Source organism: Microbacterium sp. K2 (assembly GCF_051365005.1).
GTDB classification, from domain to species: Bacteria; Actinomycetota; Actinomycetes; order Actinomycetales; family Microbacteriaceae; genus Microbacterium; species Microbacterium foliorum_B.
On the sequence record NZ_JBLWII010000001.1, the window covers coordinates 557,516 to 581,337 of the forward strand.

The 23,822-nt window shown below is 66.7% G+C and carries 23 protein-coding genes and 1 tRNA gene; 7 read left to right on the top strand and 17 right to left on the bottom strand.

Annotation, left to right across the window (positions count from 1 at the left end):
- Positions 1 to 12: 12 nt before the first annotated feature.
- The 3 genes from ACLKOY_RS02850 to ACLKOY_RS02860 are packed head-to-tail and all read right to left on the bottom strand — an operon-like array spanning position 13 to position 3,203.
- Positions 13 to 2,364, bottom strand: a complete 2,352-nt coding sequence (locus ACLKOY_RS02850) for an ATP-binding cassette domain-containing protein (RefSeq protein WP_436452334.1) — start codon at positions 2,362 to 2,364, stop codon at positions 13 to 15.
- Positions 2,365 to 2,388: 24 nt separating this feature from the next.
- Positions 2,389 to 2,799 carry a VOC family protein gene (locus ACLKOY_RS02855; RefSeq protein ID WP_436452335.1) on the bottom strand — a complete coding sequence of 137 codons (411 nt, stop codon included), beginning with the start codon at positions 2,797 to 2,799 and terminating at the stop codon, positions 2,389 to 2,391.
- A gap of 5 nt (positions 2,800 to 2,804) precedes the next feature.
- Positions 2,805 to 3,203 (bottom strand): helix-turn-helix transcriptional regulator, encoded by a 399-nt coding sequence (locus ACLKOY_RS02860; RefSeq protein WP_436454083.1) that lies wholly within the window; start codon positions 3,201 to 3,203, stop codon positions 2,805 to 2,807.
- Positions 3,204 to 3,385: 182 nt separating this feature from the next.
- On the opposite strand from ACLKOY_RS02860, the gene ACLKOY_RS02865 reads away from it, so the two are divergent.
- Complete coding sequence (locus ACLKOY_RS02865) at positions 3,386 to 3,985, top strand: HdeD family acid-resistance protein (protein WP_309688469.1); 600 nt, start codon at positions 3,386 to 3,388, stop codon at positions 3,983 to 3,985.
- Positions 3,986 to 4,051: 66 nt separating this feature from the next.
- Here the strand turns inward: ACLKOY_RS02865 and ACLKOY_RS02870 are convergent, their stop codons facing one another.
- Positions 4,052 to 4,816, bottom strand: coding sequence for an SDR family oxidoreductase (locus tag ACLKOY_RS02870; protein ID WP_436452336.1), 765 nt, complete (start codon positions 4,814 to 4,816; stop codon positions 4,052 to 4,054).
- Between the two features lie 120 nt (positions 4,817 to 4,936).
- Here ACLKOY_RS02870 and ACLKOY_RS02875 point away from each other — a divergent pair, with 120 nt between their 5' ends.
- From ACLKOY_RS02875 to ACLKOY_RS02890, 4 genes are all read left to right on the top strand, one after another.
- Positions 4,937 to 5,410, top strand: a complete 474-nt coding sequence (locus ACLKOY_RS02875) for an NfeD family protein (RefSeq protein ID WP_363570499.1) — start codon at positions 4,937 to 4,939, stop codon at positions 5,408 to 5,410.
- A 9-nt stretch (positions 5,411 to 5,419) separates the two neighbouring features.
- Positions 5,420 to 6,346: an SPFH domain-containing protein gene (locus ACLKOY_RS02880; protein WP_363570501.1), complete on the top strand. Its 927-nt coding sequence runs from the start codon at positions 5,420 to 5,422 to the stop codon at positions 6,344 to 6,346.
- Positions 6,343 to 7,116: a glycerophosphodiester phosphodiesterase family protein gene (locus tag ACLKOY_RS02885; protein WP_436452337.1), complete on the top strand. Its 774-nt coding sequence runs from the start codon at positions 6,343 to 6,345 to the stop codon at positions 7,114 to 7,116. Before ACLKOY_RS02880 ends, ACLKOY_RS02885 begins: the two co-directional genes overlap by 4 nt.
- A gap of 125 nt (positions 7,117 to 7,241) precedes the next feature.
- A complete protein-coding gene (locus ACLKOY_RS02890) occupies positions 7,242 to 7,625 on the top strand; it encodes an RNA polymerase-binding protein RbpA (protein WP_042536672.1) in 384 nt (127 codons plus the stop codon).
- Here the strand turns inward: ACLKOY_RS02890 and lnt are convergent.
- From lnt to ACLKOY_RS02935, 9 genes are read right to left on the bottom strand one after another with little or no spacing between them, the layout of a single operon-like run.
- Positions 7,622 to 9,145 (bottom strand): apolipoprotein N-acyltransferase, encoded by a 1,524-nt coding sequence (gene lnt, locus ACLKOY_RS02895; RefSeq protein WP_436452338.1) that lies wholly within the window; start codon positions 9,143 to 9,145, stop codon positions 7,622 to 7,624. The genes ACLKOY_RS02890 and lnt overlap by 4 nt on opposite strands.
- Before the next feature lie 11 nt (positions 9,146 to 9,156).
- Entirely contained in the window at positions 9,157 to 11,634 is a 2,478-nt protein-coding gene (locus ACLKOY_RS02900; protein WP_436452339.1) for a DEAD/DEAH box helicase, read from the bottom strand.
- On the bottom strand, positions 11,631 to 12,389 hold the full coding sequence (gene tatC / locus ACLKOY_RS02905; RefSeq protein WP_436454084.1) for a twin-arginine translocase subunit TatC: 759 nt from the start codon (positions 12,387 to 12,389) through the stop codon (positions 11,631 to 11,633). Before tatC ends, ACLKOY_RS02900 begins: the two co-directional genes overlap by 4 nt.
- A gap of 55 nt (positions 12,390 to 12,444) precedes the next feature.
- Entirely contained in the window at positions 12,445 to 12,702 is a 258-nt protein-coding gene (gene tatA, locus ACLKOY_RS02910; RefSeq protein WP_140037037.1) for a Sec-independent protein translocase subunit TatA, read from the bottom strand.
- A 27-nt stretch (positions 12,703 to 12,729) separates the two neighbouring features.
- Complete coding sequence (locus ACLKOY_RS02915) at positions 12,730 to 13,719, bottom strand: helix-turn-helix transcriptional regulator (protein WP_436452341.1); 990 nt, start codon at positions 13,717 to 13,719, stop codon at positions 12,730 to 12,732.
- A complete protein-coding gene (locus tag ACLKOY_RS02920) occupies positions 13,716 to 14,711 on the bottom strand; it encodes a helix-turn-helix transcriptional regulator (RefSeq protein ID WP_436452343.1) in 996 nt (331 codons plus the stop codon). The genes ACLKOY_RS02915 and ACLKOY_RS02920 overlap by 4 nt, the downstream gene beginning before the upstream one ends.
- A complete protein-coding gene (locus ACLKOY_RS02925; protein ID WP_436452344.1) occupies positions 14,711 to 15,628 on the bottom strand; it encodes a hypothetical protein in 918 nt (305 codons plus the stop codon). Before ACLKOY_RS02925 ends, ACLKOY_RS02920 begins: the two co-directional genes overlap by 1 nt.
- Before the next feature lie 10 nt (positions 15,629 to 15,638).
- On the bottom strand, positions 15,639 to 16,658 hold the full coding sequence (locus ACLKOY_RS02930; RefSeq protein ID WP_436452345.1) for a tRNA (adenine-N1)-methyltransferase: 1,020 nt from the start codon (positions 16,656 to 16,658) through the stop codon (positions 15,639 to 15,641).
- Complete coding sequence (locus ACLKOY_RS02935; RefSeq protein ID WP_436452347.1) at positions 16,655 to 17,338, bottom strand: HAD family hydrolase; 684 nt, start codon at positions 17,336 to 17,338, stop codon at positions 16,655 to 16,657. Before ACLKOY_RS02935 ends, ACLKOY_RS02930 begins: the two co-directional genes overlap by 4 nt.
- 91 nt (positions 17,339 to 17,429) lie before the next feature.
- Here ACLKOY_RS02935 and ACLKOY_RS02940 point away from each other — a divergent pair, with 91 nt between their 5' ends.
- The gene (locus tag ACLKOY_RS02940; protein WP_363570517.1) at positions 17,430 to 18,278 is read left to right on the top strand and encodes a PAC2 family protein; all 849 of its coding nucleotides are present in this window, start codon (positions 17,430 to 17,432) and stop codon (positions 18,276 to 18,278) included.
- Positions 18,279 to 18,304: 26 nt separating this feature from the next.
- On the opposite strand, the gene ACLKOY_RS02945 is transcribed toward ACLKOY_RS02940, so the two are convergent.
- Together ACLKOY_RS02945 and ACLKOY_RS02950 are read right to left on the bottom strand one after the other, a co-directional pair.
- Positions 18,305 to 19,129 (bottom strand): undecaprenyl-diphosphate phosphatase, encoded by an 825-nt coding sequence (locus ACLKOY_RS02945; protein ID WP_140037031.1) that lies wholly within the window; start codon positions 19,127 to 19,129, stop codon positions 18,305 to 18,307.
- Positions 19,130 to 19,174: 45 nt separating this feature from the next.
- A complete protein-coding gene (locus ACLKOY_RS02950; RefSeq protein WP_436452349.1) occupies positions 19,175 to 20,470 on the bottom strand; it encodes a M20/M25/M40 family metallo-hydrolase in 1,296 nt (431 codons plus the stop codon).
- 113 nt (positions 20,471 to 20,583) lie between these two features.
- On the opposite strand from ACLKOY_RS02950, the gene ACLKOY_RS02955 reads away from it, so the two are divergent.
- Positions 20,584 to 20,666, top strand: a tRNA-Leu gene (locus tag ACLKOY_RS02955).
- Between the two features lie 121 nt (positions 20,667 to 20,787).
- Here the strand turns inward: ACLKOY_RS02955 and ACLKOY_RS02960 are convergent.
- Together ACLKOY_RS02960 and ACLKOY_RS02965 are read right to left on the bottom strand one after the other, a co-directional pair.
- Positions 20,788 to 21,885 (bottom strand): VIT1/CCC1 transporter family protein, encoded by a 1,098-nt coding sequence (locus ACLKOY_RS02960; RefSeq protein ID WP_436452351.1) that lies wholly within the window; start codon positions 21,883 to 21,885, stop codon positions 20,788 to 20,790.
- Between the two features lie 124 nt (positions 21,886 to 22,009).
- Positions 22,010 to 23,752 carry a DEAD/DEAH box helicase gene (locus ACLKOY_RS02965; protein WP_436452353.1) on the bottom strand — a complete coding sequence of 581 codons (1,743 nt, stop codon included), beginning with the start codon at positions 23,750 to 23,752 and terminating at the stop codon, positions 22,010 to 22,012.
- Between the last annotated feature and the right edge of the window lie 70 nt (positions 23,753 to 23,822).

The window sequence follows — 23,822 nt, forward strand, 5'->3', positions numbered from 1 at the left end:
CGGGCCCCTCCCCTACGCGCCGACGTACTCCGCCAGGTGCTCCGCCGTGATCGTCGACTTGGCCGCGACAAGATCCGCCGGGCTTCCCTCGAAGACGACTCGACCTCCATCGTGTCCTGCGCCGGGTCCGATGTCGATGATCCAGTCGGCGTGAGCCATCACCGCCTGGTGATGCTCGATCACGATGACCGTCTTGCCGGATTCGACGAGTCGATCGAGAAGGCCGAGGATGTTCTGGACGTCTGCGAGGTGGAGCCCCGTGGTCGGTTCGTCGAGGACGTACGTGTCGCCCTTCTCGCCCATCTGGATCGCCAGCTTGATGCGCTGACGCTCGCCGCCCGACAACGTCGACAGCGGCTGCCCGAGAGAGAGATACCCCAGACCCACGTCTTCGAGGCGCCCGAGGATCGTGGCAGCAGCGGGAATCTTCGCCTCGCCCTCGGAGAAGAACAGCCTCGCCTCGGCGACGGGCAGATCCAGCACCTCCGTGATGTCCTTGCCTGCCAGCTTGTACTCGAGGACGGCAGCCTGGAACCGCTTGCCGCCGCAGTCCTCGCAGGGCGTCTCGATCGTGTCCATGAACCCGAGCTCGGTGATGATGACGCCGGCGCCCTTGCAGGTCGGGCACGCTCCTTCGGAGTTCGCGCTGAACAACGCGGGCTTGACCCCGTTCGCTTTGGCGAACGCCTTGCGAATCGGTTCGAGCATGCCGGTGTAGGTGGCGGGGTTGCTCCGTCGTGATCCCTTGATCGCCCCCTGGTCGATCGCGACGACGCCTTCGAGCTTCGACACCGATCCGTGGATCAGCGAGCTCTTGCCCGAACCGGCGACGCCGGTGACGACAGTGAGTATGCCGGTAGGGATGTCGACGTCGACGTTCTGCAGGTTGTTGGCGGTGGCGCCGCGGATCTCGATCGCACCGGTGCTGCTGCGCACCGATTCCTTGAGCACGGCTCTGTCGTCGAGATGATCGCCCGTGCGCGTGCCGCTGGCCTTCAGCCCTTCGACGGTCCCCTCGAAGCAGATCTCTCCTCCTGCGCTCCCCGCGCCTGGGCCGAGGTCGACCACATGATCGCCGATCACGATGGTCTCGGGCTTGTGCTCGACGACCAGCACCGTGTTGCCCTTGTCGCGCAGGCGAAGCAGCAGCGTGTTCATCCGCTGGATGTCGTGCGGGTGGAGGCCGATGGTCGGCTCGTCGAACACATAGGTGACGTCGGTGAGAGACGACCCCAGATGGCGCAGCATCTTGATGCGCTGCGCCTCCCCGCCGGAGAGAGTTCCGGAGGGCCGCTCGAGGCTCAGGTACCCCAGGCCGAGGGTGACGAACGCGTCGAGGTTGGCTCGCAGGGCCTCGAGCAGCGGAGCTGCGCCCGGAAGCTCCAGGCTGCGCACCCACGCGGCGAGATCGGTCACCTGCATCCGGCAGGCATCGGCGATGCTGATCCCGTCGATCTTCGATGACCGCGCCCCCTCGGTGAGACGGGTCCCGTCGCATTCGGGGCACTTCGCGAAGGTCGCCACCCGCTCGACGAAGGCGCGGATGTGCGGCTGCAGGGCGTCGAGGTCCTTCGAGAGCATCGACTTGGTGATCTTGGGGATGAGCCCCTCATAGGTCATGTTGATGCCCGAGATCTTTACCTTGGTGACCTCACCGTAGAGGAAGAGCTGGCGCTGCTTCTCGGTGAACTCGGCGACCGGCTTGTCTGCCGGATAGAAACCCGACGCGGAGAAGCCCTTCACCATCCAGCCGTCCGCGGTGTACCCGGGGACCATGATCGCTCCCCCGTCGAGAGACTTCGTCTCATCGACGATCTGGGAGAGGTCGAGATCGGACACCGCTCCCCTGCCCTCGCACCGCGGGCACATCCCGCCGAGGTAGATCGCATCCTTGACGATCTTCTTCTCGCCGCCGGGCCCGGTCATCACCCCGCTGGCCCTCTGGGTGGGGATGTTGAAGGAGAAGGCTGTGGGGCCTCCGATGTAGGGCTGACCCAGCTTGCTGAAGAGGATCCGCAGCATCGCGTTCGCATCGGTCACCGTGCCGACGGTCGAACGCGGGTTCGCCCCGAGTCGCTCCTGGTCGACGATGATCGAGGTCGTGAGTCCCTCGAGCACGTCGACGTCGGGGCGCGGCACCGAGGGCATGAACCCCTGCACGAAAGCGCTGTAGGTCTCGTCGATCATGCGCCGAGACTCGGCGGCGATCGTGTCGAAGACCAGCGAGCTCTTGCCCGACCCCGAGACGCCGGTGAACACCGTGAGACGGCGCTTCGGGATGTCGACGCTCACTTCTTTCAGGTTGTTCTCGCGCGCACCCTGCACGCGGATGATGTCGTGGCCGTCAGCGGGGTGCGTCGTCATGAGATTCCTCGAGTAGGGACCGGGTCAGCCGGCCTGGTTGATTCGGAGCAGATTGCCCGCGGGGTCGCGGAACGCGCAGTCGCGCACCCCGTACGGCTGGTCCATGGGCTCTTGGACCACGTCGGCGCCGCTGTCGACCAGCCGCTCGAACAGGGCGTCGAGATCGTCGCTGGCGAGCGTCACCGCGCCATAGCTGCCTTTGGCGATGAGCTCGAGGATCGTCTGGCGCTCGGCATCTGTGATCCCAGGGTCGGTGGCAGGCGGGTGCAGCACGATCGACGTCTCGGGTTGTCCTTGCGGACCGACCGTGAGCCATCGGAGGCCGTCGTAGCCGACGTCGTTGCGCACCTCGAAGCCGAGGACGTCACGATAGAAGCCGAGAGCCGCCTCGGCGTCGGTGTGCGGGAGGAATGCGTAGTGGATGCTGATGTTCATGGGGTTCACGTTAGGTGCGCGCCCGTGCGCGGCGCTTCTTGATTCCTGATCGGTCTGATCACGTGCTTCACCTGAAAGTTGGGGATGCCGTCGACATCCGCTGCGCGCTCACGATATACGCGGGGTGAGACACCGACGAGCTCGGTGAATCGTGTGCTGAAGGTGCCCAGCGATGAGCACCCCACTTCGAAGCACACCTCGGTGACGCTGAGGTCGCCGCGGCGCAGCAATGCCATGGCCCGCTCGATCCGCCGTGTCATCAGATAGGAGTACGGCGATTCGCCGTAGGTCTCCTTGAACTGCCTGCTGAGATGCCCCGCCGACATGTGCGCGCCGCGCGCCAGAGCCTCGACATCGAGAGGCGTCGCGTACTCGCGATCGATGCGATCCCGCACTCTGCGCATCACGACGAGCTCACGGAGCCGCGCATCATCGTCCGGGGTCACCCCCCGATTTTCGCATGACCTCCCGTAACAGAGTGTGAACGTCCGCGACATATCGATATCGACCTCCCCCCATCCCGCCCCAGACAGCGCTACTCTGTGACCATCCCTCACAGGATTTTCTCAGAAAGGGGTCCCCAACCATGTCTGATCCACTCGCAACCGAAGCGAAGTCACTGTTCAAGTCCATTCGCGTGGTGCTGGCGGTCTCGGGCGCCATCGCCCTCATTGCCGGCATCGTCCTGCTCGTCTGGCCGCTCAAGTCCGCCGTGATCGTCACAGGCATCTTCGCCACTTACCTCGTGATCGCAGGTCTCGTCTACATCGGCCTGGGTATCTTCTCGAAGGTCAAGGGCGGATGGGCACGAGTCGGCCACATCGTGCTGGGCCTCGTCTACATCGTCGCCGGCGTGATCGCGTTCGCGAACCTCGGAGTCGCGGCGGCGACCCTCGCGCTCGTCGTCGTGATCTTCATCGGCATCAGCTGGATCGTCGACGGAGTGGTGGCGCTGTCGCTCCTCGGACAGGACGGCTCGCGCGTCTGGACGCTGCTCTACGCACTGCTCAGCATCATCGCCGGTATCGTCGTGCTCTTCTCCCCGCTGTACGCAGCGGCGGTGCTCTGGCTGGTGCTCGGCATCTCGCTCGTCGTTCTCGGAATCGTGCAGATCGTCCGCGCGATCACCCTCGGTAAGGACGCGAAGGAGTTCGTGGCCTCGGCGAAGGCCGACTCCGCGATCTGACTCACAGCGCACAAAGGAAAGAGCCCCGTCCGGCAGGACGGGGCTCTTTCTGTTGCTCTCAGAGATTCACTCCGCCGCGAAGGCGCTGACGTCGCCGACCAGTCGGGTGTTGTCGGAGGGAACCTCGTCGACCGCCGCGCGTGCGACCTCTGCAGCGAACTCCGAGACGTTGTAGAGCTTGCCCGCGGACTCACGGCGCTCAGCGATCGCGCCGGGGTTGGCGCGCTCGAGCAGCGTCGCGGTGATCGTGCCCTCGATCATGTCGCCGGAGACGACGGTGAATCCGATGCCCTTCTCGGCGAGGCCAGGGATGCGCTCGCGGAGCGCATCCTCTCCTGCGCGCTTCGACAGCGCGACCGGCTCGTACTCCGGCATCGTGGGCGTGGTGCGAATGAAATGAGCCTGGTGGCTCGTGACGAAGACGACGCGCGCGCCGTCGCCGAGCAGCGGAACGGCTGCTTCGAGGACGTTGATCTGTGCGTCACGGTTGAGGGTCAGGGCGTAGTCCTCGGCCATCCCCGATTCCATGCCGCCTGATGCGTTGAGAACCAGCACATCGAGGCGCCCGAACTCGGCCTTCACCGCGTCGAACATCTCGCCGACGGACGCGGGGTCGGTGAGGTCGGCGCCCACGACGAGCACACGGCGTCCGAGCTCGCGCAGCTGTGCAGCGAGCTTCTCGGCGCGCGGGGCCTTGTTGCGGAAGTTGATGACCACGTCGGCGCCTGCCTCAGCGAGGTAGCGCACGGTGTCGGCCCCGATCCCCCGAGACGAGCCGGTGACAAGGGCGACCTTGCCGTCGAGAGAACCTGCGGGAAGAACGTCGGTCACGGTGACTCCTCTGATGCGTGAATCGCCGTGATGACACGGCTCTTTCAGACTATCAAGCCGGCCCCGTCGGGCCGGGCCACGGCTCGTGGTGCGTGATAGGTTGACCGCAAAGGAGGCCGCATGGACAACTTCGCGACATTCGTACAGTTCATCGACCAATGGGCATGGATCGGGTGGCTGATCCTGATCGCCATCTTCCTCGTTATCGAGATGCTCACTCTCGACTTCACCTTCCTGATGCTCAGCTTCGGCAGCGTCGTCGGACTCGTCACCGATTTCGTCGGTATCCCGGTGTGGGTCCAGGTGCTCATCGCGGCTGCAGCCGCCGGCCTCTTCATCCTGTTCCTCCGCCCGCCGTTGATCAAACGGCTGCATCGCGGCGAGGACCCGACGAAGTCCAATGTGGACGCACTCATCGACCTCAGAGGCACCGCCTTGCAGGACGTCACTCAGATCTCCGGGCAGGTGAAGTTGAGCAACGGCGACACCTGGACCGCCCGCACCGCCGGGGCCGTGCCGATTCCCCAAGGCTCACCGATCGCAGTGATCGCGATCAATGGCGCGACCGCGACCGTCCGTCCCGTCAACGACTAGGAGAACCTCATGGACGATGCATCGTTCATTCCCGCAGCGATCGGGTGGATCCTCGTCATCGCGATCATCATCTTCGTGGTGGTCACGCTGGCCCGATCCATTCGCATCATCCCCCAGGCCACAGCCGGCGTCGTCGAGCGACTGGGCCGCTATCACAAGACGTTGATGCCCGGACTCAACATCCTGGTGCCCTTCATCGACCGTCTGCGACCCCTCATCGACATGCGCGAGCAGGTCGTCTCGTTCCCGCCGCAGCCCGTGATCACCGAGGACAACCTCGTGGTCTCGATCGACACGGTGGTCTACTTCCAGGTGACCGACGCCCGCGCCGCGACGTACGAGATCGCGAACTACCTCGGCGCCGTCGAGCAGCTCACGACGACGACCCTCCGAAACGTCGTCGGTGGCCTCAATCTCGAAGAGGCGCTGACCAGCCGCGACAACATCAACGGACAGCTCCGCGTCGTGCTCGACGAGGCGACAGGCAAGTGGGGCATCCGCGTCGGCCGTGTGGAGCTCAAGGCGATCGACCCTCCCATATCGATCCAGGATTCGATGGAGAAGCAGATGCGCGCCGAGCGTGACCGTCGCGCCGCCATCCTCACAGCCGAGGGAACCAAGCAGTCGGCCATCCTCGAAGCCGAGGGCGCCCGGCAGGCTGAGATCCTCCGCGCAGAGGGTGACAAGCAGGCCGCAGTCCTGCGCGCTCAGGGTGAGGCCGAGGCGATCCAGAACGTCTTCACCGCCATCCACCAGGGCGCACCGGACGACAAGCTGCTCGCGTATCAGTACCTGCAGATGCTCCCCAAGATCAGCGAGGGCCAGTCGAACAAGCTCTGGATCATCCCGAGTGAGCTGACCGAAGCGCTCAAGGGCATCGGCACCGCGTTCACCCCTAAGCCCGGTCAGCCCCCGACGAACCACCCGGGCGCGTGACGCACCCGTACTTCGAGAAGGCACGACACCCCAGAGTCCTCGCTCACCGCGGTCTGATCACCACGGCGGGCGGGGATTCCGGTGTCTGGGAGAACTCGGCAGCAGCCTTCGCAGCGGCACACGCGGCCGGCGCCGAGTACATCGAGACGGACTGTCAGGTGACGGCCGACGGCGATGTCGTGCTCTTCCATGATTCGACGCTCGAGCGACTCGTCGGCGATCCTCGCCCGATACGCACCGTCCGCACTCGCGAACTCGCCCTCATCTTCGCCGATCATGGCGGACTGCTGACAGTCGGTGACGCACTGTCGGCGTTCCCCTCGACTCGCTTCAACATCGATGTGAAGACCGCCGAGGCCGTCGAGCCCCTCGGCCCGATCCTCGTCGACCACACGCACCGTGTGCTGATCACGAGTTTCTCCGACGCGAACCGACGAGCCACCGTCGCATCTGTCCTTCGGGCCGGCGCTGAGCTTCGCCCGGCGACATCGGGTGGCAGTCGCACCATTGCCGCGCTCCGCGCCCTCTCCTCTCTTCGCCTCTCCCCCGCTCGCACCCTGCGCGACATCGATGCGCTGCAGATCCCCGAGCGACACGGCGTGCTCACGGTGCTTACGCCGTCTCTTCTCCGCGCTGCGCATCGACACAGGGTCGAGGTCCACGTGTGGACCGTGAACGACGCCGACTCGATGCGACGGCTGGTCGACGCGGGTGTCGACGGGATCGTCACCGACCGTGCGGACCTCGCGCTGACCACGATCGGCCGCTGATCGCGCCACGCCGCCTTTACGCTGTGGCGCTGGGATTCCGCTGTGAATCGCGCCGAGAATCCGCCTGCGTGGATGAAGCGCACAGGCTGGAGCGTTATACCTGACAGCGACGAGAGGACCACACAATGGCAGATCGCAGCCTACGCGGCATCCGGCTCGGCGCCCAGAGCCTACAGAGCGAAGAGGGCGTCGTTTTCATGGAGCGCCGTGAAACCACCTACATCTGTGACACCTGCGGCCATGTCACGAACCTGATGTTCTCGGCGGACGCAGAGCCGCCTCAGACCTGGGAATGCCGTGCCTGCGGAGCGGACGCCCGCCTGAACGTCGACGGCCAGGCCGTCACGCTCGACGCCACCGACGAGAAGGCGGCACGCACGCACTGGGACATGCTCCTGGAGCGTCGTACCCGTGCAGAGCTCGAAGAGCTTCTCGAAGAGCGACTCGCCTTCATCCGCGCCCGCCGCGGTGCAGGCGAAGACCCGACCCGCGAGAAGATCGGCGCCTAGCGCCGACGGGCGCGCAACCACCCGAAGGCCAGCGCGCCCAACCCGCCCCACAGCAGAATCTGCTGGATCCAGGGGCCGAGGATCATTCCAGCGGTCAGGCCGGAACGCAGCTCGACATCCTCGAGCAGCGCTCCGGCCTTTCCCGCATCCAGACTCGAGACGGTCGACCCGTCTGGGCGAATGATCTGACTGGTCCCGACGGTCGAGATGTTGACCACGCTGCGACCGGTCTCGATCGCGCGCATCCTCGCGAAGGCGAGCTGCTGCAGGTTCTCATCGGTTCCGCGGAAGTCGGCATTGTTGGTCTGGAAGACGAGCACCTCGGCCCCCTCACCGATCCCCTCGTTGATCACGTCGTCGTAGATCACGTCGAAGCAGATCGCCAGACCGACCTTCACACCATCTACGTCGACGACTGGCGGGTTCGTCCCGTGGGTGTACTCGCGTTGGATGAGACCGATCAGATCGGGAGCGAGCGCGTTGAAGAAGACCCGGTCGGGTACGTACTCGCCGAAGGGCACCGGATGCCGTTTGTCATGGATCTGCCCGGTCGCGCCGTCCTCCGTCCACAGCAACGAGGTGTTGTAGAAGAGGCCGTCACGTTCCGTGGCGGCGTTGGCGAGCAAGGGCGCGCCGATGCGCGAGGCGATCGCGCTCATCCGCCTCTCCAGGGAGTCGGACTGGAACGGGTCGAAGTCGAGCGACCCCTCGGGCCACACGAGCAGGTCGACGTCTTCGCCATAGAGCGGCTCGGTCGCATCCGTCTGCGCGTCGATGAGCGAGTACGGCTGGCGCTCGTCGAAATAGCCGCTCGGCCCATTGCCCTGCACTGCGGCGATGCGCATGGATCCGCTGACGGTCGTGGGGAACAACGGTGTGAGGAGCAGCGCCACTGCGACGACGACCGGCGCGACCAGCGCCGGTGGGCGACGCCAGACACGCTCGCGCACCACCTGGATGACAAGGGCCACGAAGAACACCATCAGGAAACTGAGTCCGCTCACGCCGATCCAAGACGCGACGTGCGCCAGCGGGCTCTCGGCCTGACTCATGCCCAGACGTGCCCAAGGAAAGCCTCCGTAGGGCCAGGAGCCGACGAACAGCTCTCGCCCGACCCACAGGGCGGCCACGACGGCCGGAAGAAGCAGGAGCCGCGCCCAGACACTCGGGAAGGCACTGGGGACCCAGCGATAGGCGAGCGTGATCAGGATCAGAGCCACCGCCGTGAGAACGCCTTCCAGGACGCTCAGTGCGGCCCAGGGCAGCGGGCCCAGGTAGCGCGAGGTGAACGACACGAGCAGCCCGAAGAAGATCACTCCGTAGACCAGCCCCACCGCCAGTGCACCTCCGGCCCGGCGTCCGATGAGCGCGACCAGCAACAAGGCAGTGGCCGGGAAGGCGAGAGCCCACACTGCGGTGTCGGGGTACGACAGATCCATGAGGATCGCAGCCACCGCCGCAGCAGGCAGGGCGAGCGACAGGGGCAGCAGAGGGCGCGGTCGCGCTGGGGAATCCGGCATGGGTCCTGTTCTCACATCGAGGAGTAGGCGACGATGCCGCGGCGCACGCTGTCGAGCGCGACCCTCGCGTTTCGAGCGAGCGCGCCGTCTTCCGCCACGATCGACAGCTGATCGAGCAGATCGATCGTCTGCTTCGCCCAGCGGACGAAGTCACCCGCGGCCATGTCTGCGTCGATCAGGACTCGATCGAGCATCCCGCCGCGTGCCCAGGAATGCATCGCGCCGGCGAGACCTGCAGCCAAGGGTTCGGATCCTGGAAGGTGATGGTCCTTCTCGAGATCATCGAGCTCCGCCCACAGCGTGGTGGTCTTCTCATAGGCCGCACGGAACGCGCCCCTCGGCAGATCGCGCTCGCCCGAGTTCGCCTCATCGCGGCGCGGCTCGTAGACGAGGCAGCAGGCCATGGCGGCGAGCGACGGAGCATCCAGGCCGTTCCAGAGACCCTGGCGCAGCGACTCGGCGACCAGCAGGTCACGCTCACCGTAGATCCGCCGCATCGTGCGGCCGGCCTCGGTGAGGGTCGTCTCGTCCTGGTCGTCTCCGCGGAGGTAGTCGAGCGTCTCGAGCACCTCGACGACCCGGTCGAACACGCGTGCCACCGTGCCCGTCCGAGTCTCGATCTGACGACGGATGCGGTCGTTCTGCCTCTTGAGCTTCCAATACCGCTCCGCCCAGCGGGCGTGGGCCTCGCGATCGGGGCAGCGGTGGCAGCCGTGCCGCTGCATGCGGGTGCGCAGGCTCTGGATCTGCTTCATACGCTTGTCGCGCGATGCCCGGGGAGCGTTCGAGTCCTGACGGTTCTTCTTCTCGAGGTCGCTGAGCTCTCGTCGGATCGATGCGTAGTCGAGGAAGTCGCCGTGGTCGCAGGCCATTGCCGCCTTGTAGCCCTCGAGAGACTCCTCGGCCTCGCGCACCTGACGGGCGAGTCCGACCACCGCGCGATCGGCCTGGAACTGAGCGAAGGACGACTCGAGCACCTCGCGCGCCCGCTGCTTTCCGAACAGGTCGATCAGATTGACGGCCATGTTGTACGTGGGCCGGAAGCTGGAGTTGAGGGGGTAGGTGCGTCGAGAGGCGAGCGCGGCGACCGCCTGCGGATCCATCCCCTCGGTCCACTGCACCACGGCGTGACCCTCGACGTCGATGCCGCGTCGGCCGGCTCGTCCGGTGAGCTGGGTGTACTCCCCTGAGGTGATCGCCACGCGGGCTTCACCGTTGAACTTCTCCATCTTCTCGAGCACCACGGTGCGTGCGGGCATGTTGATGCCGAGCGCCAGGGTCTCGGTCGCGAACACGACCTTCACCAGCTTGCGCTTGTAGAGCTCCTCGACGACCTCTTTGAAGGCGGGTAGGAGCCCCGCGTGGTGGGCTGCCACGCCGCGTTCGAGGTTCTCCAGCCAGTCCCAGTAGCCGAGAACACCGAGATCCTCGTCCTGCAGCGTCCGGGTTCTGTCCTCGACGATCGCACGGATCTCGGCCCGCTCCTCGGTCGAGGTCAGGCGCACACCCGACCTGCGGACCTGCTGCACCGCGGCGTCGCAGCCGACCCTGCTGAAGATGAAGAAGATCGCGGGCAGCAGATTCGCCTGTTCGAGCAGCCGCACCACGTCGGGGCGGTCCATGCGCTCGATCCGGTGCACGTTCGCTGAGCGGACTGCACGGCGTCCCCCGCGAGGCGGACGCTGCGCCTGCCGTCCCGCGTGGCGGTTGCTGCGGTACGACTGCGCATCGCGGTTGTTGTCGTAGTTCGAACCGGTGGAGGAGCGGATCCGCATCAGCTCCTGATTCACGAGCGCCGTCGCGATGCCCGCGCGGTCGTCGAAGAGCGGGAGCAGATCGTCGCGCACCAGCACGTGCTGCTCGAGCGGCACCGGTCGGATCTCCGAGACGATCACCACGGTGTCGCCGCGCACCGTGTCGAGCCAGTCGCCGAACTCCTCGGCGTTCGACACCGTGGCACTCAACGACACCAGTCGCACCTGCTGCGGCAGGTGGATGATGACCTCTTCCCACACGGCCCCGCGGAACCGGTCGGCGAGGTAGTGCACCTCGTCCATCACCACGTACCGAAGGTCGCGCAGCGCCGCGGAGTCGGCGTAGATCATGTTGCGCAGCACTTCGGTCGTCATGACGACGATCCGGGCGTTGCCGTTGATGTTCGTGTCACCGGTGAGCAGACCCACGTCGTCAGCGCCGTAGACGTCGACGAGCTCGCGGAACTTCTGATTCGAGAGGGCCTTCATCGGCGTCGTGTAGAAGGCCTTGTCACGCGGCGTCTGCATCGCGAGATTGATCGCGAACTCGCCGACGATCGTCTTGCCCGCCCCTGTCGGCGCGGCGACCAGCACGCTGCTGCCGTCTTCCAGGGCGTGACATCCCTCGATCTGGAACGGGTCGAGCTCGAACTTCTGGCTCGCAGCGAAGGCGACCGTCGCCGGATGCCCGGCGGCTTCGCGAGCAGCGGCGTATCGTTCGGCCGGCGAGCTCATGCGCTCAGCGGTTCGATGCCGGCGGCTTGTTCGAGCTTGCGCTTGCGCCGATCGAAGAGCATCGAGATCAAAGTGGCGGCGAAGTACAGCACGATCATCGAGCCCATCAGCAGCAGCATAGAGAAGACGTCCGCAGGGGGCGTGGTCACGGCGGCGAAGATCGTGCAGACGAGAACGGCCACGCGCCAGCCCTTGAGGATCTCCTTACCGGAGATGACCCCCGCGAGGTTGAGCGCCACGAGGAAGACGGGAAGCACGAACGCGATGCCGAGCACCAACAGGAACTTGAAGACGAAGTCGTAGTACGTCGCATAGTCGAAGAACTGCGCCATGCCCGTGGGCACGAAGCCGGCCATGATCTCGATCACGTGCGGCAACACGAAGAATGCAACAGTGCATCCTCCGAAGAACAGCGGGATGGCTGCCCCCAGGAACCCCCAGGTGTACTGGGTCTCCTTCTTGGTCAGCCCAGGCATCACGAACGCCCAGGCCTGCCAGAGCCAGACCGGTGCGGAAAGCAGGAAGCCGATGGCGAACGCGATGCGCATGCGCAGATCGAAGCCGCTGGTCACCGTGGTGAAGTTGAGCCCGGTGTACTCGCGCCCCGCTTCTTCGGCGATCGTTCGGATCGGGACCGAGAGCAGTTCGATGATCGGTTCAGTCACGAGGAACGCGATGATCATCGCGACCACAAGCGCGCCGGCGGCGATGAACAGGCGCCGACGCAGCTCTATGAGATGCGCGCCGAGAGACATCCGCCTGTCGCGACCAGGTGTGACCTGGTCGGCGGAATCGAGAGCGGACAAGGAACTATGCGGATCGAGGTGGCTGACCCGGATCCGTGTCGCGAGCCGTCACCGTGGTGTCCGCGACCGAGGGCGCGGGGGTCGGGGATGCCGGGTCCGCGGCGTCAGTCGCGTCCTCGTTCTTCATCGCCTTCATCTCGCCCTTGAACACACGGGCGGACTGTCCGAGGCTCTTCGCCAGCGCGGGCAGCTTCGCCGCACCGAAGAGCAGCAGGATGACGGCGAGGATGATCAGCAGATGTGGCCAACCGAAAGCGCCCATGATTCTCCTTCGTCGTTTAGTAGCAGTCTAACCGGCGATGTCGCCGTCTGGTCGGCGATACAGCGCGAGTCCTGCCGCCGCCCACTCGCGTGTGGCGGTCCGGGCGATGCCCGGCTCCACCACTTCGAGGGCTCCGCCGAACTTCGCCGCCAGTCGCTTGACTCCGCGGGGGTCGGCCAGATGCAGCCGCACGGTGACGATCCCGTCGCTCACCTCGGCGTTGTCCGCGGTGAGGAAGTCCCCGAGCAGAGGCGCCATCCGCTCGGGCACGCGCACTCGCACTTCGCCCTCGTGCTCGACGGCGGTGAACGCCTCCGGCACGTGGTCGCCCGCGTGGGTGATGGGAATGTCGGTCAGACGCGCGTCGCTCACCCGGTCGAGATGGAACGTCCGCATGGCCTGTCGCATGTGGCACCACCCCTGCAGATACCACTGCGCGTTGGTGATCAGCACCTGCACCGGGTCGACGGTGCGCGTGGTGGGCGTGGCATCGGGCGCCTGGTACGTGAACGATACGGCGACACCGTGCTGGACACCCTGCGACACGACCCGGCGCACCTCGTCGACGGCGCTCGGCGCGACGACGACCTCTGCAGGAGCGTCTGCCGCGCCGCGCGAGAGCTTCGAGATGAGACCGCTGACGAGCCCCGAGTCGGAGACCGCCGGCACGGCGGCCACCATCTGCAGACCGGCGAGCAACGCGGCCGCCTCACGGGCCGTGAAGCGCGGGACGCGTCGCAGGGCGACATCGTTGGTGATCTCGATGACGTCCTCTTCGTCGAGGAGGTCCCAGTTGATGTCGAACATCTCCTGCGGTTGCTGCCAGAAGCCGGAATCGCCGGGCAGCCCGATGACGGTGAGCTTCTCGACCATCTGGCGCATCTCTGCGGGAGTCACCCCGAACTCCGCCGCCGCCTCGGCGAGAGACACCTGTCCGTGCTCGAGCAGATAAGGCACGAGCGTCAGGTAGACGCGCACACGGTCGGCGGCGAGCAGCGGCTTCACCTGGGCGCTCATCGCGACTCCCCCGCATCCGAGTTGGTCGCGACGACGGCGGTCAGACGATCGACGACGGCGGAGCGGAGTGCGACAGGCTCGACCACGCGCACCTCGGGGCCATACGAGGCGAGTTCGTCGGCGAAGATGTGCAGGTCGACGAACGGAACGAGAATCCCCTGCGTCGCCGCCGGCGTCGCGCGGCGGCCCAGACGCAGTGACGCCTCGGTGCCCGGGGTGACCTCGAGCAATGCGGAGTTCTGCGAGGCGACGCGCTCGAGACCGCTCAGAGCACGCTCCCCCGCTCCCTCCCGGAGGGCGGGAGCAAAGGCCTTCGCAGTGATCTTCACGTCTCCGACGATTCTGCTGAGCAGGAACATCCGGTCCTCCTCGATGTCCACATCGACACCGAAGACATGCCATCTCGCCTCGTAGTCGACGAGGGCGAGCGGACGGATGCTCCGGCGACGCGGCGCATCCTCTCCGGGCTTGAGGTAGTCGAAGACGACGACGCGGCTCTTCTCGATCGCGTCCTGCAGCTGCGGGAACGCTGCATCGCGGGCAGTTATCCGTGGTGCGAAGCCGATGATGGGCTCGTCGCCGTCGATCCCGAGGGCCCGAATCTTGCGCACACCGGCCTTGGCGTCGCCCGACGCGGACTCGGCACTCCACACGCTGCCTGCCAGTTGCAGCACGGCGAGCTCGGCAGGGGTGAACTCGATGTCGCTAGGCAGATCGTATTCCGCCTGGGGAATGCGATAGCGGGCTTCGCGGAGATCGTTGGGATCGGCCTGGTCGCCGATCGTCTCGACGGGCACGCCGAGCGTGCGGAGCTCGTCCTTGTCACGCTCGAACATCTTCTCGAGCGCATCGGAGCGCACGCCCGCATCGGCCCGCTGACGATAGCCCGACACGTTGTCGAGGATCTGCTGCTTGGTGAGCCCGATCTCCGTGGCCATGAGCGCCACGACGAGGTTCGTCAGACGCTCTTCCGCCGGAATACGGGCCGCCATCACTGCTCCGGGACGGGAACGATGCCCAGGATGTCGACCACGATGGCGGTCGCCGGGTTTCCGTCGGCCTCGGGCACGACGACGAGGAGCTGCGACCCGACCGTCGCACCGACGAGCTCTTGCGCTGCCGGACCGATGTTGGGCTCCGCACCCCAGCTGCTCGAGGTGACGGTCTTATCATCCCAGCCCACGGCCATGATGTTGGTCACGATCGTCGAATCCTTCTCGACCTTCGCACCGTCGCCCTTGATGAGCGTCTCGGTCACAGCCTCCGACGGAGCATCGCTGTCGGGGACGATCACACCCGGGGTGCCGTCGGGAGCGCGAACCACGCTCGGCAGGCCACGGGCGTCGTTGAACTGCGATGCGCCTTCGGCGTGTGCCAGATAGACGTCCTGCAGATCGACGACCGCGACGACGTTCTCGTCCTTTGCGAGTCCGAAAGCCTCGACATTGGCCTCACCGAAGTCCTCAGGGGTCAGCACGGCGACGATCCGGCTACCGCCGGTGGCGCACTCGAGCACCGTTTCGAGGCCGGCGGACCGCTCTGCCCAGTACGAGATGCTGTGCACCCGGCTCGGGTCGCCGTTGAACTCGGACTCGTAGAGCTTGTCGCCGCTCTCCCCGCCGTAGAAGGCGATATCGAGCACCATGCCCTGAGAAGTCGAGGTGAGGGTGTTCCCCTCTCCGGTGATCACGTCGGTGAAGGACGTCTTGTCGCCCTTGACCGGGGCATAGACAGTGACGTCGGGAGCTTCGCCCAGCTCACCCTCGACGGACACCGAATCAGCAACGGATGCGGTCGAGGCGGCCGCACGATCGCAGACGTCACCGGCGAACGACGGCGCCGACGCGCATCCGGTCAGAGTGAGGACGGCGAGGCTGAGGGTGGCCAGAACGGCGGACGTTTTACGCACGCGCTCCAGTCTATTCCGTCGGTGGGTCCGATTCGCGCGAACCGGATGCGAGACGCGCCCCCTCGGCGGCCTTCGCAGCCTCCCTGGCTCTCTTGCGGAGGTTCTTGTCGTTGATCTCCCGGTCGCCGACCGCCCCGGGCGTCCACGCGTCGACATCCGCGTCGCCGTAGCTGCTCTTCGAGGCTCTGCGCTTCACCTGGGGAGCAACGGCCCCCGGTGCCAGGCGGCGGGCCGTGAGAAGGAATCCGGTGTGCGCCACCATGCGGTGATCGGGCCTGACCGCGAGACCTTCGACGTGCCACCCTCGCACCATCGTCTCGGACGCCTCCGGGTCGGTGAACAGCCCGGTGCCGCGGATGTACTCGGCGACCCTCGAGAGCTGGGTGGCCGTCGCGACGTAGCAGAGCACGACGCCCCCGGGGGTGAGTGCATCGGCGACGACGTCCATGCACTCCCACGGCGCGAGCATGTCGAGCACGACGCGATCGACCGTGCCTGCCGGGAACTCGACCGGAAGCGCCTCAGCGAGGTCCCCGACCACCACGTTCCAGGTGTCGGGCGTCTCGCCGAAGAAGGTCTCGACGTTTCCACGTGCGACCTGAGCGAAGTCCTCACGACGTTCGAACGACACCAGGCGGCCGACCGGACCGATGGCGCGGAGCAGCGAGAGCGAGAGGGCACCGGATCCGACGCCCGCCTCGACGACGACCGCACCGGGGAAGATGTCGGCCTGCATCACGATCTGCGCCGCATCCTTCGGGTAGACGATCGCCGCGCCGCGCGGCATCGACATCGCGAAGTCACGGAGCAGGGGCCGCAGCGCGAGGTACTCGTGACCGGAGCTGTTTGCCGCCACCGAACCGTCCGGCAGACCGATGAGGTCGCGGTGTCGGAGCACTCCCTGATGGGTGTGCAGCTCGCCGTCCTCACGGAGGGTCACGGTGTGCAGGCGTCCTTTGGGCCCGGTCAGCTGCACTCGATCGCCCTCGCGGAACGGCCCGCTCGGCCGCTGTGAGGTGGTGTCGGTCATCGGGTGGCTCCCGTCATGGAGGTCTTGCGATCGAAGAGTTCGATCAGATCGGCGGCCGTGCGGCCCTCGAGGCTGGGCCAGAGCTCGTGTGCCCCGACATCGTCGAGGGAGACGATGTGCGGCACCCCGAGAGCGACGGCGCCGGCTGCGATGCCCGCGCGAAGTCCTGTCGGCGAGTCCTCGATGACCACGGCGTCGGCGATATCGATCTCGAGCAGCGACGCTGCGTGCAGGTACGGCTCAGGGTGGGGCTTGGGATGGGTCACATCGTCGCCGGCGACGACGATGTCGAAGGCCTCGAACTCGATCAGCTCGACGACGCTCAAGGCCATGCGACGCAGCGACATCGTGACGAGGCCGGTCGGGATGCCCGCCGACTTCAGATCCTGCAGCAGCTCGCGGGCACCGGGGCGGAAAGGCACTCCCTGTGTGCGCAGCGCGTCCTGCACTCCATCGGTGAGGAGCGAGATGATCGCCTCTGCGTCCATGTCGACACCCGCGTTCTGCAGGATGATCGCGCTGTCGATGAGACCGTTGCCGACGAGCTGGAGGGCGTCCTCGTGGGTCCACGTGCCCCCGAAGGATTCGACCAGCGCCGTCTCGGCCGCCATCCAATACGGCTCGGTGTCGACGAGGGTTCCGTCCATGTCCCAGAGGATCGCGCGGGGCTGTCTGCTCACCGAACCATGTTACCCGTGGCTCCGCCCGGTCCCCGCGCGGTCGGACTAGCCTGGAGGGATACCGATCCGGAACTGGCGAAGGGAGCCCACGATGGATGTCCTCGGTTCACGCATCGTCATCGTCGCCTTCGATGGCTGGAACGACGCGGGTGAGGCCGCGAGCGGCGCGATCGCCGCGCTGCGTTCAGCGAACGACTACGACCTCGTGCACTCCATCGACCCGGAGCTGTACTTCGACTATCAGTACACCCGCCCGGCCACGAAGATGGATGCCGATGGCCGCCGCCAGCTCACCTGGCCGGAGGCCGGGCTGTGGCGTCCGCGCGACCCGGGGCCCGGTCCCGAGTTCTGGGTGCTGACGGGAGTCGAGCCTGCTCGCACCTGGCAGTCGTTCGCCGCGGAGTTCATCGACGTCGCCCTCCGCGACGACATCACCGGGTTCGTGACCCTCGGCGCGATGCTCTCGGACGTGCCCCACACGCGACCGATCTCGATCTTCGCGTCGAGCCAGAACGAGCAGGTCCGCGAGGCCCATGGCCTCGAGCGGTCGCTCTACGAGGGGCCCGTCGGCATTCTCAGCGTGATCGAGCACTTCGCCGAGAGCGCCGGCATCCCTACCGCGAGCCTGTGGGCGAGCGTGCCGCACTACGTGGCCTCGGCCACGCCTTCGCCGAAGGTCACCCTCGCGCTGCTCGACCGGCTCGAGGAGCTGACCGGCGTCGACGTCTCGCGCGATCACCTGCGCACGGAGGCCGCTGCATGGGAGGCGTCGATCGACGCGGCAGCCGCCGATGACGAGGACATGACGGAGTACATCCGTCAGCTCGAGCAGACCCGCGACACGTGGGACTCCCCCGATGCATCCGGCGATGCGATCGCCCAGGCCTTCGAGCGCTACCTGAAGCGCCGCGGCGACGGCCCCGGAGACCACAAGCGCTGAGCTCGGAGGTCTCGGGCGTCGCGCTGCTATGCCGCGATGACGCCGGTCCCGAGCAGGACCAGCAGCACCGTGCCCAGCAGGATGCGGTAGATCACGAACGGCAGGAAACTGCGCTTCGAGATGTAGTTCATGAAGAACGCGATGACCGCGAGCGCCACGACGAAGGCGATCCCGGTAGCCGCCAGCGTGTCGCCGAACGAGAAGAACGACGGCTCGTCCCAGCTCTTGAACAGCTGGTAGAAACCGCTGCCGAACACGGCGGGAATCGCCAGCAGGAACGCATAGCGCGCGGCGGCCGCGCGCTCGTACCCGAGGAACAGCCCCATCGTGATGGTGCCGCCTGAGCGCGACACACCGGGGATCAGCGCCAGCGCCTGCGCGAAGCCGTAGGCGATGCCGTGCGGATACGTCAGCTGGTCGAGCTTGCGTCGCTTCGCGCCCACGTGGTCGGCGATGCCGAGCAGGATGCCGAACACGATCAGCATGATCGCCACGATCCACAGCGACCGGAAGACCGTCTCGATCTGGTCCTGGAAGAGCAGTCCGAGCAGCACGATCGGGATGCTGCCGATGATGATCATCCACCCCATCCGGGCATCCGGGTCGGTGCGCGGCACCCTGCCCGTCAGCGACCGGAACCACTGCGCGATGATGCGGACGATGTCGCGCCAGAAGAACACCACGACCGCCGCCTCCGTGCCGATCTGGGTGATCGCGGTGAACGCGGCGCCAGGGTCCTCACCGGACGGCAGGAAGGTGCCGAGGATGCGCAGATGCGCGCTGGAGGAGATCGGGAGGAACTCGGTCAGTCCCTGGACGATGCCGAGGATGAGCGCTTCGAACAAGTGCATGGAGGAGCTTTCTGAGTCGTGGTGCGCTGACGTGGAGCAGAGCGCTCAATACGTGCGCAGCAGATCGGCCAGCACCTGCTGACCGAAGACAAGCGATTCTACGGGCACGCGCTCATCGACTCCGTGGAACATCCCTGTGAAGTCGAGGTCGGCAGGAAGGCGGAGGGGCGCGAACCCGTACCCGGTGATGCCGAGATAGGCCAGTGCCTTGTTGTCGGTCCCCGCACCCAGCAGGTACGGGATGACCGGGACGCCGGGGTCGTGACGGCCGAGGCTGGCCACCATCGCCTCGACGAGCTCGCCCTCGAACGGCGTCTCCATACCGATGTCTCGCACGACCGTCTGGATCTCGATGTCGTCTCCGACGATCTGCTGGAGTTCGGCGAGCACCTCGTCCTCGGTTCCCGGAATCACACGCACGTCGATCAGCGCTTCGGCTCGTTCGGGGATCACGTTGTGCTTGTACCCCGCGGTGAGAGCCGTCGGGTTCGTCGTCGTCCGGAACGATGAGCGGAGGAATGCCTCGGCGGGGCCGGCGGCGGCCGCGAGGGCGTCCGGGTCGTCGACGGAGCGCCCGGTGAGGTCGCTGAGCCCCTGCAGGAGCGCGTCGGTGGTGGGTGTGAGCCGAAGGGGCCACCGCGTGCGTCCGAGGGCCGCGACGGCCTCGGAGAGCTTGGTGACGGCGTTGTCGTCGTGCAGACGGCTTCCGTGGCCGGCACGCCCCCTTGCGACGAGACGGATCCAGATGAGCGCCTTCTCCCCCACCTGCAGCAGGTAGGCGCGGCGATCGTCGACCGTGATCGAATAGCCGCCCACCTCGCTGATGGCCTCGGTCGCTCCCGCGAACCACTCCGGGTGGTTCTGCACGACGAGAGCCGAGCCCTCGACGCCGCCGTTCTCCTCGTCGGCGAAGAAGACGAGCACCAGATCCCGCTCCGGCATTTCCCCCGCGCGCAGGAGGTCTGCGACAGCGGCGAGGATCATCGCGTTCATGTTCTTCATGTCGACTGCTCCACGCCCCCAGAGCATGCCGTCTTTCACGATGCCCGCGAACGGGTCGACGCTCCAGTCCTCGGCCATGGCCGGGACCACGTCGAGGTGTCCGTGCACGACGAGGGCCGGCTTGCTCCGATCGCGACCGGGCACGCGCGCCATCACATTCGTGCGCCGCGGGATCGGCTCGTAGTACTCGACGTCCAGGCCCAGCTCCTGCAGATACGCGCCGACGTACTGGGCGGCCTCGCGCTCGCCCTTCGCGTCGCCTCCGCCGAAGTTCGAGGTGTCGAATCGGATCAGGTCGCTCGCAATGCGAACCACCTCGGGGAGAGCCACGTCAGTCATGAGGTCCAGGCTATCGAAGCGCCGTGGCGCGCCCGGGCGTCGCCGCCGGTTTCTGAGAGGCTCGAAGCTCGTGCTAATGTAAATCTTCGTTCGGCAACGAACATCCAACACCTGCGCGGGTGGCGGAATGGTAGACGCGCTACGTTGAGGTCGTAGTGCCCGTAAGGGCGTGGGGGTTCAAGTCCCCCTCCGCGCACAGACAGGCCTCGGATATCCACTCGATATCCGAGGCCTTCTTCGTACCCCAAACTGCCCGTGTCGTCGGGCAGCGCTCGAGGAGTTCACCTCGAGCCCTGCCCGACGGGCCGGCGCCTGCGTCAGAGCGCTCCGACGCCGAACACCAGCCCGAGCACGTACGTGACAGCCGCGGCGCCGAAGCCGATCGCCAGCTGCCGCAGCGCGCGACGCAGAGGCGGCCCTCCCGACAGGATGCCGACCATCGCTCCGGTCGACAGCAGGGCGACACCCACCAGCACGAGCGCGACGACCACCGCAGTGGTCCCCTCCAGCCCGAAGATCCACGGGAGCACGGGAATGATCGCGCCGGACGCGAAGAGCAGGAAGCTCGAGATGGCCGCTGTCCAGTCGCTGCCGACGATCTCGTGGTCGTCTCCGGCGTGGATGTGGATCGGCCCCGTCGTCGTGCGCTCGACTCCGGCACGCGCGGCGTCCACTATCCGCCGTGCGCGCTCGAGCGCCTCCTGCTGGCCGATTCCGCGCGCCCTGTAGACCAGTGCTAGTTCGTTCTCGTCGATGTCGAGGTCGGCAGCGGATGCGGCGGCATCCTCGTTCGCTTCCGTGGAAGCCAGAAGCTCGCGTTGGGAGCGCACAGAGACGAACTCCCCCGCGCCCATCGACAGAGCACCGGCGAGCAGACCCGCGATCCCGCTGAACAGCACGAACGCGGAGCTGACGCCCGTGGCACCGATGCCGAGCACGAGCGCGAGGTTGCTCACCAGGCCGTCGTTCGCGCCGAAGACGGCCGCACGGAACGAACCGGACAGGCGGCGGCGCCCGCGCGCCGCGAGCCCTCGGACCACCTCGTAGTGCACCTTCTCGTCGGCACGCATGGCAGGCGTCGCGTACTGCTCGGAGTCGTACGGAGATCTGGCTTCGGCGCTCTGCGCGAGCGCGAGGACGAAGATGGATCCGAAACGCCCGGCCATCCAGCCGAGCAGGCGTGAACGGATGCCCGCTCGCGGCAGCCGCGCGGGCTCAGCGCCCAGCAGGTCGAGCCAGTGCTGCTCGTGGCGACGCTCGGCATCGGCGAGGCTGAGCAGGATCTCGCGCTCCTCGCCCGTGCGGCGGCTCGCGAGCTTCTGGTACACGTGTCCTTCGGCGCGTTCCTCGACGAGATAGCGTGCCCAGCGGCGACGGTCTGCGGCGGTCGGGTCGGCGGCAGCGGGGGCTGTCATGAAGTCTCCTGATCGACGGTCCCCGATATCGGGGCAACCGTTCAACGCTAGCTTCGAGCTCCCGTCGCGATGGCACCGGGAGCAGGATTGCCAGCTTTTCGGGCTTCCGAACCGCGGGCCGGATTCAGGAGCGAACGCGCTTGCGGAGCACGTCGATGCGCGACTGCAACTGTGTGACTGTCGCCTGCGCGACAGCAGGACCACCGCAGATCCTGCGCAGCTCCGCGTGCACCGCCCCGTGCGGCTCGCCCTTCTGGCGGGCGTACAGGCCCACGAGGCTGTTCAACAGCTGGCGCTGCTCGCGAAGGGTGCGATGCAGCGGCGCCGGGAGCGTGGTCGTCTCGGTCGGCCCTGCCTCGGCTTCCCGCGTCTCACGCAGACGCGTCTGACGCGCCTGCCGCTGCATCAGCAGCTCGTGCACGTGCTCGGGCTCGAGAAGACCGGGGAAGCCGATGAACTCCTCCTCCTCGGGCGTGCCCGGCTCGGCGAGCTGACCGAACTCCTGGCCTTCGAACACGACCCGGTCGAAGTGCGCCACCGACGAGAGCGCCTGATAACTGAACTCCTGCGTGAGCGCATCCGACGCGTCGTCTTCGCGGTTGGCCGACTCGAGCAGTGAGTCCTCGAGCCCGTCGTCGTCTTTCGACTGACGATCGAGTGCGTGGTCGCGCTGCTTGTCCATCTCGTTCGCGAGCCCCATGAGCACCGGAACCTGAGGAAGGAAGACACTCGCCGCCTCTCCCCTGCGGCGCGCTCGCACGAATCGGCCGATCGCCTGGGCGAAGAAGAGCGGCGTCGATGAGGAGGTCGCGTAGACCCCGACCGCGAGCCTCGGCACATCGACGCCCTCCGACACCATGCGCACCGCCACCATCCAGCGATCCTCGCTGTTGCTGAACTTCTCGATGCGCTCGGACGCGGTCGCGTCATCGGACAGGACGATGGTGGGCTGCTGGCCGGTGATGCTGTGCAGGATCTTGGCGTAGGCGCGCGCGACAGTCTGATCCGTCGCGAGCACGAGTCCCCCGGCATCGGGCACGTGGTGCCTGATCTCGGTCAGACGACGATCCGCGGCAGAGAGCACCGCAGGCATCCACTCGCCCTCGGGGTCGAGCGCCGTGCGCCAGGCCTGCGACGTGACGTCTTTCGTGTTGTCCTGTCCGAGATGCGTCTCGAGCTCGTCTCCGCTGCTCGTGCGCCAGCGCATCTTGCCCGCGTACATGTGGAAGAGCACGGGACGCACGACGCCGTCGGCCAGTGCGCGCCCGTAGCCGTAGTTGTAGTCGGTGCGAGAGATGCGGGCACCGGACTCGTCAGGGTGGTACTCGACGAACGGGATCGGGGCGGTGTCGCTGCGGAACGGGGTGCCCGAGAGCAGCAGTCGGCGCTTCGCCGGTCCGTACGCATCGCGGATCGCGTCGCCCCAGCTGAGCGCGTCGCCACCGTGATGCACCTCGTCGAGGACGACGAGCGTCTTGGCGTCTAAGGTCAAATGGCGGTGCACCGACGACTTCGCCGCCACCTGAGCATAGGTGACCACGGCGCCGTGATAGTGCCGCGCCGGCGCCCAATGACTGTTGCGGAATCGCGGATCGAGACGGATGTGCACACGAGCCGCGGCATCGGCCCATTGAGTCTTGAGGTGCTCGGTCGGAGCGACCACGATGATCCGGTTGACCTCGCCCATGCGCATGAGCTCGACCGCGAGCGTGAGGGCGAACGTCGTCTTCCCTGCACCCGGTGTCGCCGCCACGAGGAAGTCGCGCTGATCGGCCTGGAAATACTGTTCGAGCGCTTCCTGCTGCCAGGCGCGCAGCTTGTTCGCGGTTCCCCAAGGGGCACGCTGAGGAAAGGACGGAGAGAGCATCGAGACAACGATAATCGCTGCCGCCGACACTCGGCACGCTCACGAGTTCCGCCGCGCGCGTCTCGCCTGG

Excerpts from the sequence above, each read along its gene's own strand:
- ACLKOY_RS02850 (WP_436452334.1), bottom strand. The coding sequence starts at position 2,364 with ATGACGACGCACCCCGCTGACGGCCACGACATCATCCGCGTGCAGGGT.
- ACLKOY_RS02855 (WP_436452335.1), bottom strand. The coding sequence starts at position 2,799 with ATGAACATCAGCATCCACTACGCATTCCTCCCGCACACCGACGCCGAG.
- ACLKOY_RS02860 (WP_436454083.1), bottom strand. The coding sequence starts at position 3,203 with ATGCGCAGAGTGCGGGATCGCATCGATCGCGAGTACGCGACGCCTCTC.
- ACLKOY_RS02865 (WP_309688469.1), top strand. The coding sequence starts at position 3,386 with ATGTCTGATCCACTCGCAACCGAAGCGAAGTCACTGTTCAAGTCCATT.
- ACLKOY_RS02875 (WP_363570499.1), top strand. The coding sequence starts at position 4,937 with ATGGACAACTTCGCGACATTCGTACAGTTCATCGACCAATGGGCATGG.
- ACLKOY_RS02880 (WP_363570501.1), top strand. The coding sequence starts at position 5,420 with ATGGACGATGCATCGTTCATTCCCGCAGCGATCGGGTGGATCCTCGTC.
- ACLKOY_RS02890 (WP_042536672.1), top strand. The coding sequence starts at position 7,242 with ATGGCAGATCGCAGCCTACGCGGCATCCGGCTCGGCGCCCAGAGCCTA.
- lnt (WP_436452338.1), bottom strand. The coding sequence starts at position 9,145 with ATGCCGGATTCCCCAGCGCGACCGCGCCCTCTGCTGCCCCTGTCGCTC.
- ACLKOY_RS02900 (WP_436452339.1), bottom strand. The coding sequence starts at position 11,634 with ATGAGCTCGCCGGCCGAACGATACGCCGCTGCTCGCGAAGCCGCCGGG.
- tatC (WP_436454084.1), bottom strand. The coding sequence starts at position 12,389 with ATGTCTCTCGGCGCGCATCTCATAGAGCTGCGTCGGCGCCTGTTCATC.
- tatA (WP_140037037.1), bottom strand. The coding sequence starts at position 12,702 with ATGGGCGCTTTCGGTTGGCCACATCTGCTGATCATCCTCGCCGTCATC.
- ACLKOY_RS02915 (WP_436452341.1), bottom strand. The coding sequence starts at position 13,719 with ATGAGCGCCCAGGTGAAGCCGCTGCTCGCCGCCGACCGTGTGCGCGTC.
- ACLKOY_RS02920 (WP_436452343.1), bottom strand. The coding sequence starts at position 14,711 with ATGGCGGCCCGTATTCCGGCGGAAGAGCGTCTGACGAACCTCGTCGTG.
- ACLKOY_RS02930 (WP_436452345.1), bottom strand. The coding sequence starts at position 16,658 with ATGACCGACACCACCTCACAGCGGCCGAGCGGGCCGTTCCGCGAGGGC.
- ACLKOY_RS02940 (WP_363570517.1), top strand. The coding sequence starts at position 17,430 with ATGGATGTCCTCGGTTCACGCATCGTCATCGTCGCCTTCGATGGCTGG.
- ACLKOY_RS02945 (WP_140037031.1), bottom strand. The coding sequence starts at position 19,129 with ATGCACTTGTTCGAAGCGCTCATCCTCGGCATCGTCCAGGGACTGACC.
- ACLKOY_RS02950 (WP_436452349.1), bottom strand. The coding sequence starts at position 20,470 with ATGACTGACGTGGCTCTCCCCGAGGTGGTTCGCATTGCGAGCGACCTG.
- ACLKOY_RS02960 (WP_436452351.1), bottom strand. The coding sequence starts at position 21,885 with ATGACAGCCCCCGCTGCCGCCGACCCGACCGCCGCAGACCGTCGCCGC.
- ACLKOY_RS02965 (WP_436452353.1), bottom strand. The coding sequence starts at position 23,752 with ATGCTCTCTCCGTCCTTTCCTCAGCGTGCCCCTTGGGGAACCGCGAAC.